This window comes from Martinezella lusitana (assembly GCF_016901135.1).
GTDB classification, from domain to species: domain Bacteria; phylum Pseudomonadota; class Alphaproteobacteria; order Rhizobiales; family Rhizobiaceae; genus Rhizobium; species Rhizobium lusitanum_D.
The window spans coordinates 18,835-30,878 of sequence record NZ_JAFEVL010000018.1; the positions used below are offsets into that span (position 1 = coordinate 18,835).

Here is a 12,044-nt window from a genome sequence, read left to right on the forward strand (position 1 = left end):
GCAGCTTTAATGAACGGCGTCGGTTTCGCCGCGCATCTTTCCGATCAGGAAGAGTTCGCCAAGCTCGTCATGCGTGATGTCCTTCGGCAGGCCGTCCCAGATGACCTTGCCGAGACGCAGGATAACGGCCCGCTCAGCGACCTCCATTGCCTTCTTGGTGTTCTGCTCCACGAGAAGGATTGTCTGGCCTGCTGCGTGAAGACGGAGAAGTTCATCGAACACTACGCCGATAGCCGCTGGCGACAGGCCAACCGACGGCTCGTCGACCAAAAGAACTTTCGGCCGTTGGAGGACCGCCATGGCCACCTCTAGGAGCTGTTGCTCGCCGCCCGACATGTTGCCGGCAAGCGTCGAGCGGCGTGTCTTGAGGATAGGAAAGAGATCGTAGACATAGTCCCGATCTGCCTTCACTTTAGCGTCACGGATCGTATAGGCCGCCATCTGCAGGTTCTCGTCGACAGTCATCACCGGGAAGTTGCAGCGCCCCTGGGGTACGAAGGAGATCCCCTCCCCCAGAATGGCGCGCGATTTGTAGCCAGCAATATTCTTGCCGCACCAGCCGATGCTTCCGCCCTTGATAGTGGTCATGCCGTAGAGCGTCTTGAGCAGCGTTGACTTGCCCGCCCCATTCGGCCCCATCAGCGCGACAAACTGGCCCGCGGGCACATCGAGGTCGATGCCGTTCAGGATGTCGAGATTGCCATAGCCCGCCCGCAGGCCCTGGATCGAAAGGTTGGAATCAGCCTCCAAGATAGGCCTCCCTGACGCGCTGGTCCTGAATGATGTCATGCGGCAGACCCTCGACGAGCTTCGTTCCCTGATCGAGAACGATCACACGCTGGCAAATGCTGGTCACGACGTCGATGTTGTGCTCGATCACCAGGAAGCTGACGCCGAGCGACTTGTTCGCATAGAGGATCGTCTCGACCACGCGTTCGATAATCTTCGGATTGATGCCGGCCATTGGCTCGTCGAGCAGGATGAGCTTCGGTTCCGGCATCAGCATCGATGCGAACTGGATCAGCTTCTGCTGGCCGCCGGAGAGATTGCCCGCCGGCTGCTGGCGGACATCCCAAAGGCCCGCCATCTTGATGAGATCGCGCGCTCTTTCCCGCAGTCCGGCGATCCGCTGACGCGACATCCTACCGAGCCCGAATGTCGACAGCAGCGACGGAAACGTGAACATCTGGCCGGCAATGACGAGGTTCTCCTCCACGTCCAGCGACTTGAACGTGACGGTCTTCTGGAATGAGCGGAGCATACGCCCTTCGCGGGCGATGCGGTTCAGCGACCAGCCGGTAATGTCCTGGCCATCAAGGATGACCGTTCCGGAATCCGGCTTGGCGAGACCCGTGCTGCAGTCGAAAAAGGTCGACTTGCCGGAGCCGTTCGGCCCGATGAGCCCGGCGATCTCGCCGCGGTCGATATGGATGCTGACATCGTTGACGGCCTTGACCGCGCCATAGGACTTGCTGAGATTCTTGATCTCGAGAAGGGGAAGATGGCTCACTTCGCACCTCCGATCGCATTCCAGAAACGATTGATGAGGGGAGCAAAGCCCTTCTTGAACCAGAAGACGAGCACCAGAAGACAAAGCCCGTAGGCGATCATCCGAAGTTCCGGCGTCACGCGCAGGGCTTCCGTCAAGCCGACGAAGAGAAGGCTGCCGAAGACGGTTCCCGAGATCATCCCCGCGCCGCCGCCGAGCACGATGATCAGCATCGTCGTCGAATAATACATCTGGAACGTCAGCGGGCTGACGACGGTCAGATAGTGGGCGTAGAGACTGCCGCCAACCCCGGCGAATACGGCGCTGATCATGAAGACGATCAGCTTGTAACGCCACGTCGGAATACCGACTGACTCCGCAAGCGTCTCGTTTTCACGGATGGCAATCATGTTGCGGCCGGCCGGCGAACGGACAATCGCCCAAACGACAAGGGTTGCGAGCGCGCCGACGGCCAGAGCCAGATAATAGAAGTTCGTGGTTCCCGAGACGGTGAAGGACAGCGGACCGAGCGCAAAATGCGGCTTCGGTATTCCCGACAGTCCCATGTCGCCGCGGGTCAAGGAGATCCAGTTCTTGGCGATCGCCTGGCCGATGATCACGAAGCCCAATGTGCACATGACGAAGGATGTCGAACGCAAGCGAAGTGCCGGAATACCAAGCGGAAGCGCAATCGCTCCGGCAACGAGCCCCGCGGCTACTGCGTTCACGTAGAATGGCGTCCCATAGGTCACCGCCAGAAGTCCGGCGGTGTATGCTCCGATGCCGAAGAAGGCCGCCTGGGCGAGCGAAAGCAGTCCCGTGTAGCCGACGAGCAGGTTCAGCCCATGTGCGGGAAGCATGAAGATGAGCGCGATGATCAGCGCGTGTGTGACGTAACGGCTGCCGATGAAGGGAGCAGCAAGCGCGAGCACGAGCAGGATGGCGGCAAGCGGAACACGGAAATCGCGTCGGCGCAGCTGTTCAGTCGTTTCCGTGAGAGACATAGCGAGTCCTCAAAATTCGAGAAAGTTTCGGCGGAACGCGCCTAGAAGCGCGCCTGCGTCGAGAAGAGTCCATGCGGTCGCCACATCAGCATCAGGATGAGCGTTGCGAAGCCGACCGTGTCGCGGAATTGAAGCCCCACATAGGTCGCCACCAGGCTTTCCGCGATGCCCAGGATCATGGCTGCGAAGAATGTGCCTCGGACGTTTCCAAGACCGCCCATGATGATGATCGGCAGCGTCTTGAACGTGATGAGTTCCCCCATGCCGCCGTAGACGCTGACATTGACCGGTGCGGTGAGCACGCCGGAGAGAGCGGCAAGTGCCGCCCCCAGGACGAACGTTCGCAGCACCACCTGCGGCACGTCGATGCCGACGACTTCGCAGCACTCGACATTCTGGGAAACGGCGCGCATGGACTTGCCCATGCGGCTGTAGGTGACCATCAGTTCAAGGCCGATGAAAACCAGCAGACAGACGAGCAGAATGATGATCCGCTGTTCCGCCAGACTGAACCCGAGGATCGAGACGGGCTCGATATATCCGCCGGAAAAGAACTTGTATCCGCCGCCGAAGACGAGGATCACCGTGTTCTGCAGGACGAGCGCAATACCAAGTGTAGCAAGTACCCCGGACTCCGCCGGGGCTCCCACCATGCGCTGCATGACAAGCTTTCCCACGACATAGGCGACGACGATGGTCGAGAGGACGCCAACGACGATCGAGGCCTCGTAGGACAAGCCGAGATAGTCGATTGCAAACCATGCTCCGAATGTGCCGAGCATATAGTATTCGCCATGCGCAAAATTGATAGCTCGCAGCACACCGAAGATCATCGTCATACCGACAGCGACAATCGCATAGACCGAGCCCGTCACGATGCCGTTGATTATCTGCTCGAGGATGGTCGAGAACATTATGATATTCCTCGCGCTCGGTTATTGGGCAGGATAGTGGATGTCCGCGGTATAAGCACCCTTGATGCTTGGCTTGCCATTTTCGATCTGGAGAAGGATCATCGGCAGGCGCGCCTGGTTGTGGTCATCGAAGGTGACCTCACCAACGGGGCTGTTGTACTTTATCTTGGAAAGCGCCTCGCGGACCCTGTCTTGCTCGATGCTGCCCGCCTCATGGATGGCCTGAGCCAGCAGATGAACGGTGTCCCAATGAACGTAAGCGTGGTTATTGGGCGCTTCTTTGTAAGCGGCGGTGAACTTCTCGACAAAGGCCTTGCTAGCCGGCGAATCCCAGGACGGGAGCCAGGCGGCAGCCTCGACAGCGCCTTCGAGCGCTGTTGGGGCCGATTTGATGGTCTTCTCGGTGTTGAACTCGCCATTGCCGATCAGGGTTACCTTGCCCGCAAGACCCAGCTCGATCATCTGCCGCGCAATAATTGGTGTCGTATCGGCAAGACCGTACAGAATGATCGCCTGCGCGCCATTGTCCCGGATCTTCGCCAGCACGCTGCGGAAGTCGACTTCGCCTTCCTTGTAATAATCCTCGCTCAGAATTTCTCCCTTGAACTGCGGGAGGTATTTCTTGGTGAATTCAATGGCAGAGCGGCCGTAGTCGCTGTCGACGGAAAGGACTGCAAACTTCGTAAAGCCGCGCTGTTCGGCGGCATATTTCGCGACGATAAGCGCGCGGTTTTCATCGGTGGGGTAATTGCGGTAGGTCCACTTGTAACCGCCGACGCCAGCGCCGTATGTGATCTTCGGATTTGATGAGGCGGCGTTCAGCAGTAGCACCTCGGCGTCTTCCACGACGGGCTGCATTGCAAGCGTCACCGAACTGGAAACGTCACCAATGATAAAGCCGACCTCGTCCTCATCAATCAGGCGGCGTGTGGCCGAGACCCCCTCAACAGGCGTACCCTGGCTGTCTGCACTGTAGAGCTCGATCTTATGACCATCGACGCCGCCGGCATCGTTGATCTCCTTGACGGCAAGTTCGGCGCCATGCATCGAAAACGCACCGTACCGCGCGTTCGGGCCGCTCATCGGCGCGACAATCCCAAGTTTGATGGCGGCGCCCTCGGCTCTCGCAACGCCCGAAATATTCGGCGCAAGCGTCGCCAATGCCAGCATGGCGGTAGATATGCAAAGTGCTCTGCGGGTTATCGTATGCGTCATGTTCCCACTCCGTTTTCGGATGCGATCGCCCGGCTCTTTGCCTTGACGTGCTTAGTGCCGCTTTTGCGGTTCTTCGTCATCACAGTAGGTTCATAGAGGCGCGGAAGGCCAACACAACTCCATTCTGCCGCCATAGCGTTTCTTTATAGCGAAGGCGTTTGCAACGATACTAGTCTTGCAAGGGCGACATGCCTCATGTGCAAGCACATGCATTTTATTTGGGCTCTAGAATGATTATTTCCTGGTCGCAAATAAAGGAGCTAGACATGAGAGTATTTGATAAAATTAGGCGGTTCGCTGAAAATCGCCGGGCAATCCGCGAGCTCGGAACGTTGGACGATCATGTTCTCCATGATCTCGGCTTATCGCGTTCGCACATCCGTTCGGCCGTCTTGGGCAACTCCCGTTCTTAAGTTTGCACGGCGCTGTCACGCTGTTTCGAAACGATGTGTTGGGAGAGCTGCTGGTACATGAGGCCAGCGCTCCAAGAGCATATCTTCGACCAGCCGTAGGCTCAACGGGAACCGGAAATACAGCCAAACCGCACGCTGATGGCTGATGGTTCCTTCAAAACCAAAACTGCTGCGTTGGCAGAAGCAGAGGGTCTAGCTGCTCACAAAATAGCAGGAAGCATCAACTTCCGCCCGCCGTCACCCCAGAACAGAGCTCACTGTGCAAGGTTGCTTCAGCGCTTTCCAAAGCCGGTCGCGAAAGTGGCACGATCCGGAAGCCGTTCCTGCCCGCCGATTTTACCTCGTATAAGACACGGTCCGCTTTCGCAAATATGTCTTTGGGCGATTGGCCAGGTAGGATTATGGCAGCTCCAACGGACGCGGCGATCCGAATGTTCTTCGTTGGGGTTGAGATCGTCCAATTCATGCCTTTTACGACACGGGCGGCGATCTTTGCGAGATCTTCGACCGATGAACATGGATGGATGACGGCAAATTCGTCCCCGCCTATGCGAGCGATCATGTCGGCCCGTGGTAGCGCCCGCGAGAGCCTGTGGCTTGCGACTTTGAGACAGTCGTCTCCGGCCTGATGTCCGAAAGTATCATTTACAGACTTAAAACCGTCGAGATCCGCCAAGAGCAGGGCTTGCGCCCTTTGACCGTCGGCTCCACATATCTCACTAAGGAAGGTTTCAAACCTGGTCCGGGAACTCAGTCCGGTGAGGGCATCGCGCTCCGCCAAGTGACGAAGCTGCTCAACCACAGCCTTCTCGGCAGTGATGTCCTGTTTCACCCCGAATATTCTTGCGGCAGTGCCGTTCGCAAACTCGACGCAAGCGGTTATTCTTATCCATCGGCTGTTACCTTTCGCGGTAACGATTTGAGCGTCCAGGGTAAAGCCTTCACCTGTGCGAATTGCCCTATCGCGGGCCTCGTTGAGCAGTTTACGGGTCTCTGGCGTGTAGAGTCTGACGATTTCTTCCCGCGCCAATGGCGCTTGCGGAACAAGATCGAAGAATTCATAGACCATATCCGTCCAACTTAGCGTCTGATCCGGCAAGCTGCATTCCCATACACCTATCCGAGCCGCCTTGAATGATCGATCAAACAGCTCCCGCAAACGAATGAACTCCTCGGAGCCGATCGCGTGAGGCTGCGGTATTTCATATACATTGCAAGACATATGGCTCCCTCGCCAGCTGAACGAAGATCGTTGCCAGTTTCATCAAGATGCCCCGGACCACCATCCCAAACAGAGGATTACACATATTGCTTGCGTTCGGGTTTCTAAAAATACGGACCGCACGAATTTCGTTCAATCAAGAATCGCGTTCAAGCCCCGGTTCCGAAACTAATCCACAGCCCGGCAGATCGCGACGCCCGCGCTCAAAGCGCGGCCAAGCTTTCGCCTGACACAATCAACCTAGACATCCGTTTGGAAATTTCGGAGCACTGCACATCGGTATTCGAACCGAAGAACAAACTCCTGCGCGGATTCATGACAATCCAGTTTCGCGTGACGCACAGATGAAGCAACCGGGCCGGTCCTCAATGTGTGAAAATCGAGCGCCTTGAGAGGACTCTAACCGGCGATACTTCCTCTCCAGTGCATGCTTGCGACGAAAACCCGTGTCGTTTGCAGCAGAATTCTAGCGGGTGATCTGATCTGGGGATTTGACCGCAATGCCGAATGGCCGAAAGTGCTTTAGATTCGCAGTAATAACAGTGAGCTTATGAATGCTTGCCGTGCCTGCGATGATCGCATCGGCTGCGCCAGGGCTTTGTCCGGCAATGATCGCTTTGGCTTCCAGTCTGCCAGATTCAAGAGCGACATTGTTGTCAACCGGCAAGATGCGATCTCCATATCCGGCGATAAGACCTTGCAGCCAGGTATGAATTCCGGTTGCCTTTGTCTTTGCACCTTTCGCCTCTAGTAGCCGAACGCCTTTTTCGATCTCATGGATCGTCAAGGATGAAAGATAAATTGCGTCCAACCGGTCCTGTTCATTGACCCAATCAGCAAATGTATCCGATGCACTTGCTTTGGACGGCGCAAACATCGAGATAGCGTTGGTGTCAAGAAGAAAGCTCATAGATCAACCTCGCGGGAGGGGGTTGGATTTCGGGCGAAGACATCGTCGACCAGATCGAGATCTGCCGGAAAGCTCTTCAGATACTCAACCAGGCTAGGTCGATCCTTACGGAGCACCTTCCTTGCAGCCTCTGCTGCTCCTACGCTGACGAGCACAGCAGCAGCACGACCATGACGCGTGATCGTTACAAACTCGCCAGCGGCGGCTTGATCAACGACGCGAGAGAACGACATCTTTGCATCTTTCAGACTAATCGTTGCCACTATGGATCTCCAAAAGGGGTCATTTATGACCCCTTTTTAAAGGCAGACCTATGCAAAATCAAGAAACTTAGCGCTGCGAAGACAAGATCTGCGATTGACGCTTTGATTTGGGCGTACGCGAAGGCAGGCGATCAATCATGTGAGCCAAAATCCTTAAGCTGCTGGAGCGAATGGGCGGCGGTAAGATAGATGGCAAAGGCAACTAGCGTTAGAAACAGAAGGAAAAAAAGCGGCGCGATCAGAGCGAATTCGACTGCGGCTGTCCCCTCTTTTGCCCTGGTGAAATCAGAAACACAAAGCATCGTCCTGTCTCCTTCAATCGGCCGTTCATCTATGATGAACACGATCCAGGAGACTTTAGATATTGACCTAGTGCGCAATATCGCCAGTATTCCGTCCGAATTGTCAGCTGGCGGTTCTGGTCCAGAGGTCGCGAGCCTCTTGCATCAGGAGCAAGGATTCCTCCCACCGGTCCGTGGAGTCCTCGCCATCCCTCCCTGTGATCGCATAGGGTTTTGGCCCCAGCTCGCAGGTAAAGGCGAGAGTATCATCGCTGCCGGCGCGCTTTCTCCAGCTTCTGAAGCCGTATTCCCACCAGCCGAGGAAGAGATCGACCCAGGGCCGATGATGCGGAAAGGAGATTTCGATCTGCACCTGCTCGCGCGAGGCGACCCGGCCGTGGAAGGCCCACGAATTGTCGAGTATCCGGTGCATGAGCGCATGATTTTCATCCGATACCGGCCAGGCAAACTCCCGTCCGACGAGGAAATGCGAGATATCGCCCAGCAGCCACAAATCCGGTAGGCGGTCGAGCAGATCAAGCGTGAAGAACAGATCGGTGGTCATCCGGTCGCGATGCGTTTCGATGAAGACGTCGATGCCGGCCTCCTCCCCAAGACGCTGCCAGCCCTCGAGCAAGGGAATGCAATCCTCCAGGCGGCGCAATCGCACATCGGGCTGCAGACAGATATGATGCACATTGCATTCGGCGGCGATCTCGAGCGCTGGCTTCAGATCGTCGATGGTCTTGGGAAAGCATTGTCCTTCCGCTTGCAAACCATACTGCTTGAGCAGCCCTGCGACCCGGCGAACATAGCTGCGATCGTACCAATGCGTGCTGATGCCGTCGAAGCCGGCGGCGGCGATCTTCTCCAGATTCTCTTCGAGAGTCTGCTCCGGATAAACAGCGCTGCGTCGCTCCATGGCCCAGAGCGACTGAAAGATGAGCATGTTCTGCATGGTGCCTCCCGTACCAGTGGACTGCACAGATCATGAATTTGCCGTCTTTGCGAGACCGTTCGGTGATGTGTTTTGCTCATAGCTGCGTTTCATTGCAGCGCGGATGCATTTACGCGCCGACAGTCACCGGCATGATGGTTTTTCATCAAAATACTCTCGGACGCCAACCGGCTCCATCAACACGCCCCGAGCTGCCGGCCATGATTAATTCTCATCAAATCTCTGCTGTCGTTCCGCACCTGCGTCGGAGACATTGATTGCATGATTTTCGCCAACTGGGAGGCAACACCATGGACGACACGCTCTACGGAACGCGTGACAAGCGCGGGGATTGGAAACCCAACAAGCTCCTCAAATATCCGCCGGTTTTCGTTTGGCCGGCTCAGCCCGTGGCCTTCCTGAAATGGTTCTTCGGCTATCCCGGCTATCTGATGCCCTGGAATACCGTCTATGCGATCGTCGGCACGCTGCTATGGTTCTATGCCACGCCCTCGATGGAGACGATGAAGACCTTCGCACCGGGCTGGATCGCCTATCTTCTCCTTCGTAACGCCGCCCTCGTCTTCCTGTTCTTCGGCGCCTTTCATCTGCGCCTCTACATGCAAAAGAAGCAGGGAACGACCTTCAAATATAACGCGAAGTGGCCGTCGACGGGCAATTCCGCATTTCTCTTCGGCAATCAGACCGTCGACAACGTGATCTGGACATTCGCAAGTGCCGTGCCGATCTGGACAGCCTTCGAAGTCCTGACCCTATGGGCTTTCGCCAACGGCATCATTCCCCATGTCGATTTTGCCGAACATCCGGTCTATTGCGCCGTGATCATGCTGCTGATCCCGGCATTCCGCGATCTGCATTTCTACCTCGTTCACCGCCTGATCCACTGGCCGCCGCTCTATCATGCCGTTCACAAGCTGCATCATAACAACGTCAATCCCGGACCCTGGTCCGGTCTGGCGATGCATCCCATCGAGCATCTGCTGTATTTCTCGGGCGTGCTCATCCATTGGATCGTGCCCTCCAGTCCGATCCATGTCCTCTTCCATTTGACGCATACCGCCCTTGCGCCGGCGCCGGGCCACGCGGGTTTCGACAAGATCGTGATCGCAGACGATACCGCCATCGACACCCACGCCTACGACCACTACCTGCATCACAAGTTCTTCGAGTGCAATTACGCCGACGGCGTCATCCCGCTCGACAAATGGTTCGGCACCTTCCACGACGGCTCGAAAGAGGCAGAGGACCGCATGAACAAGCGTTTCATGGAACGGGCGAAGAAATATGCCAACAGGCAGGCGCGTCGTTCAGGGCCTGCTAACTAGGCTGAGCCCGGTCGGAACAGCTAGGCCTGGCAACGACCTCAAGGACTTGCCAAGGGCGTGCTGTGCTCCATATGCGACATTTGGTTCTCCCCCCGCCGCCGGTCCTCAGGTCGTCGATGGCGGGAAATGCCGGAGCCTGCGGGCCCTCCTTTCGCAGGCTCCGGCATGACCAATCATGCCAGCACCACCTTCTCTACAGTCTGCGGTTTGACGCATCCCCTTTTCGTTGGGAACGCGCTCGGCGGTCGTAAGGCCGACGCCTGCGGCCGCTGCAATGTCGACCAAACGGATTTTCTTCATGCCGCTTTTCTATGATGAAAAATGATCATAATCGACCTGGAATGTGATGGGCCATATCGCGCATGGTTGAAACTCCTCAGGGGGGAGAAAAACAAGTGCGATCAATGTTCAACGCGCTGATGTTCCTCCTCTGAAACAACATCTTTCACGCATGGCGATAGCCGCCGACGGGCGGTAGCGAGGAGGCAGAAAATGACGACATGGATCGATGCGTGTGCAGCCGAGGAGATCGATCAGGAGGACGTCGTCCGGTTCGATCACGCCGGGCGAACCTTTGCGATCTATCGAAGCCCGGATGACGAATATTTCGCGACCGATGGGCTTTGCACCCATGAGAAGATCCACCTGGCCGAGGGGCTTGTCATGGACGACACCATCGAGTGTCCAAAGCACAATGGCCGTTTCAGCTACAAGACCGGCGAGGCTCGCGGCGCGCCGGTCTGCGTCAATCTGAAAACCTATCCGGTGAAGCTGGAGGGCGATCGCGTCATGATCGGGATCGAAGCATGAGCAACGATGAGGGCATCATCATCGTCGGCGCGGGCGAATGCGGCGCGCGCGCAGCTCTGAGCTTGCGAGAAAACGGCTACCCGCATCCCATCACCCTCATCGGCGACGAGGCTCACCTCCCTTATGAGCGGCCTCCCCTTTCCAAGCAGATGCTGCTCGCCAAGGCAACGCCGCAGGCGCCGACCGTTCTCAGCGATATCATGCTGGGCGACCGCGCGATCCGGCATATCGGCAGCGCGTCGGCGATCGCTATCGACACCACCGGCAAGCAAGTGATCCTGTCGGACGGCCGTTCGTTGCCCTATGACAGGTTGCTGTTGACGACGGGCGCGGCGGCCAGGCGATTGCCGAATGTGCCAGCCAATGCGCGGATACTCTATCTCCGCACAATCAACGACGCGCTTGCGCTTCGCCCCTGGATCAGCGCCGACATGCATGTGGCTGTGCTCGGAGCAGGCTTCATTGGTCTGGAGGTTGCCGCATCGGCGCGCAGCCGCGGCGCAAGGGTCACGGTGATCGAATCCCAGGAGCGCATTCTCAAGCGCGGCGTACCCGAACCGATCGCCGAGACGGTCAGTTCGCTGCATCGTCGCAACGGGGTCGTGGTGAAATGCGGCGTAACGGTCAGCGAGATCGATGCCGGCGACCGGCGCGTGAGCGTCCGTCTGGCCGATGGAACCGAGGTGACCGCGGATGTGCTCGTGGTCGGCATCGGCGCGCAACCGCGCACTGAGCTCGCAGCACAAGCAGGCATCACCGTCGACAATGGGATCGCGGTCAATGAGCGCCTCGAGACTTCGGTGGCGGATATCTATGCTGCGGGCGACTGCTGCTCGTTTCCACATCCGCTTTATGGGGGACGCCGGTTACGCCTGGAGGCGTGGCGCAATGCTCAGGATCAGGGCATCCTTGCTGCGGCGAATTTAGCGGGCGCAACGCACAGCTATCAAGCCGTTCCTTATTTCTGGTCGGACCAGTTCGACCATACCCTGCAAATTGCTGGACTTGTCGACGAAGGGCGCGTGGTCATCCGGAGAGACCTCGGCGACAGTGCCTTCATCCTGTTTCATCTCGACCACGACGAGAGGCTCGTAGCCGCCAGCGGCATAGGTCCCGGCAACAAGGTTGCCAGGGACATGAAGTTGAGCGAGATGCTGATCGCAAGGCGGATCACGCCGCCGAGAGAGGCGCTGGCGGCCGACGCTAACCTGAAATCCTTGCTGCCAAGAGCGGCGTAGAA

At 57.4% G+C, this 12,044-nt stretch carries 13 protein-coding genes and 1 pseudogene; 4 read left to right on the forward strand and 10 right to left on the reverse strand.

Annotation, left to right across the window (positions count from 1 at the left end):
* Positions 1 to 6 precede the first annotated feature (6 nt).
* Genes JTP94_RS06590 through JTP94_RS06610 form a run of 5 tightly spaced genes read right to left on the reverse strand, consistent with a single transcriptional unit; the run spans position 7 to position 4,622 of the window.
* Positions 7 to 750 carry an ABC transporter ATP-binding protein gene (locus JTP94_RS06590; RefSeq protein WP_204849738.1) on the reverse strand — a complete coding sequence of 248 codons (744 nt, stop codon included), beginning with the start codon at positions 748 to 750 and terminating at the stop codon, positions 7 to 9.
* Complete coding sequence (locus JTP94_RS06595; protein ID WP_204849739.1) at positions 740 to 1,510, reverse strand: ABC transporter ATP-binding protein; 771 nt, start codon at positions 1,508 to 1,510, stop codon at positions 740 to 742. Before JTP94_RS06595 ends, JTP94_RS06590 begins: the two co-directional genes overlap by 11 nt.
* The gene (locus JTP94_RS06600; protein WP_204849740.1) at positions 1,507 to 2,493 is read right to left on the reverse strand and encodes a branched-chain amino acid ABC transporter permease; all 987 of its coding nucleotides are present in this window, start codon (positions 2,491 to 2,493) and stop codon (positions 1,507 to 1,509) included. The genes JTP94_RS06595 and JTP94_RS06600 overlap by 4 nt, the downstream gene beginning before the upstream one ends.
* A gap of 41 nt (positions 2,494 to 2,534) precedes the next feature.
* Positions 2,535 to 3,407: a branched-chain amino acid ABC transporter permease gene (locus tag JTP94_RS06605; RefSeq protein ID WP_204849741.1), complete on the reverse strand. Its 873-nt coding sequence runs from the start codon at positions 3,405 to 3,407 to the stop codon at positions 2,535 to 2,537.
* A 21-nt stretch (positions 3,408 to 3,428) separates the two neighbouring features.
* Positions 3,429 to 4,622, reverse strand: coding sequence for an ABC transporter substrate-binding protein (locus tag JTP94_RS06610; RefSeq protein ID WP_204849742.1), 1,194 nt, complete (start codon positions 4,620 to 4,622; stop codon positions 3,429 to 3,431).
* Between the two features lie 266 nt (positions 4,623 to 4,888).
* On the opposite strand from JTP94_RS06610, the gene JTP94_RS06615 reads away from it, so the two are divergent.
* Positions 4,889 to 5,035: a DUF1127 domain-containing protein gene (locus JTP94_RS06615; RefSeq protein WP_204849743.1), complete on the forward strand. Its 147-nt coding sequence runs from the start codon at positions 4,889 to 4,891 to the stop codon at positions 5,033 to 5,035.
* A 220-nt stretch (positions 5,036 to 5,255) separates the two neighbouring features.
* Here JTP94_RS06615 and JTP94_RS06620 read toward each other — a convergent pair whose 3' ends face one another.
* From JTP94_RS06620 to JTP94_RS06640, 5 genes and pseudogenes are all read right to left on the reverse strand, one after another.
* Positions 5,256 to 6,257 carry a GGDEF domain-containing protein gene (locus JTP94_RS06620; RefSeq protein ID WP_204849744.1) on the reverse strand — a complete coding sequence of 334 codons (1,002 nt, stop codon included), beginning with the start codon at positions 6,255 to 6,257 and terminating at the stop codon, positions 5,256 to 5,258.
* A 466-nt stretch (positions 6,258 to 6,723) separates the two neighbouring features.
* Positions 6,724 to 7,167 carry a type II toxin-antitoxin system VapC family toxin gene (locus tag JTP94_RS06625; RefSeq protein WP_204849745.1) on the reverse strand — a complete coding sequence of 148 codons (444 nt, stop codon included), beginning with the start codon at positions 7,165 to 7,167 and terminating at the stop codon, positions 6,724 to 6,726.
* Positions 7,164 to 7,430: a type II toxin-antitoxin system Phd/YefM family antitoxin gene (locus JTP94_RS06630; RefSeq protein ID WP_204849746.1), complete on the reverse strand. Its 267-nt coding sequence runs from the start codon at positions 7,428 to 7,430 to the stop codon at positions 7,164 to 7,166. Before JTP94_RS06630 ends, JTP94_RS06625 begins: the two co-directional genes overlap by 4 nt.
* 155 nt (positions 7,431 to 7,585) lie before the next feature.
* Positions 7,586 to 7,732: pseudogene (locus tag JTP94_RS06635) on the reverse strand (TadE/TadG family type IV pilus assembly protein); the annotation flags it as partial.
* Between the two features lie 103 nt (positions 7,733 to 7,835).
* Positions 7,836 to 8,669 carry a sugar phosphate isomerase/epimerase gene (locus tag JTP94_RS06640; protein WP_204849747.1) on the reverse strand — a complete coding sequence of 278 codons (834 nt, stop codon included), beginning with the start codon at positions 8,667 to 8,669 and terminating at the stop codon, positions 7,836 to 7,838.
* A 290-nt stretch (positions 8,670 to 8,959) separates the two neighbouring features.
* On the opposite strand from JTP94_RS06640, the gene JTP94_RS06645 reads away from it, so the two are divergent.
* From JTP94_RS06645 to JTP94_RS06655, 3 genes are all read left to right on the forward strand, one after another.
* Complete coding sequence (locus JTP94_RS06645; RefSeq protein WP_204849748.1) at positions 8,960 to 9,994, forward strand: sterol desaturase family protein; 1,035 nt, start codon at positions 8,960 to 8,962, stop codon at positions 9,992 to 9,994.
* A 492-nt stretch (positions 9,995 to 10,486) separates the two neighbouring features.
* On the forward strand, positions 10,487 to 10,804 hold the full coding sequence (locus JTP94_RS06650) for a MocE family 2Fe-2S type ferredoxin (RefSeq protein WP_204849749.1): 318 nt from the start codon (positions 10,487 to 10,489) through the stop codon (positions 10,802 to 10,804).
* Positions 10,801 to 12,042, forward strand: a complete 1,242-nt coding sequence (locus JTP94_RS06655) for an NAD(P)/FAD-dependent oxidoreductase (RefSeq protein WP_204849750.1) — start codon at positions 10,801 to 10,803, stop codon at positions 12,040 to 12,042. Before JTP94_RS06650 ends, JTP94_RS06655 begins: the two co-directional genes overlap by 4 nt.
* Positions 12,043 to 12,044 lie beyond the last annotated feature (2 nt).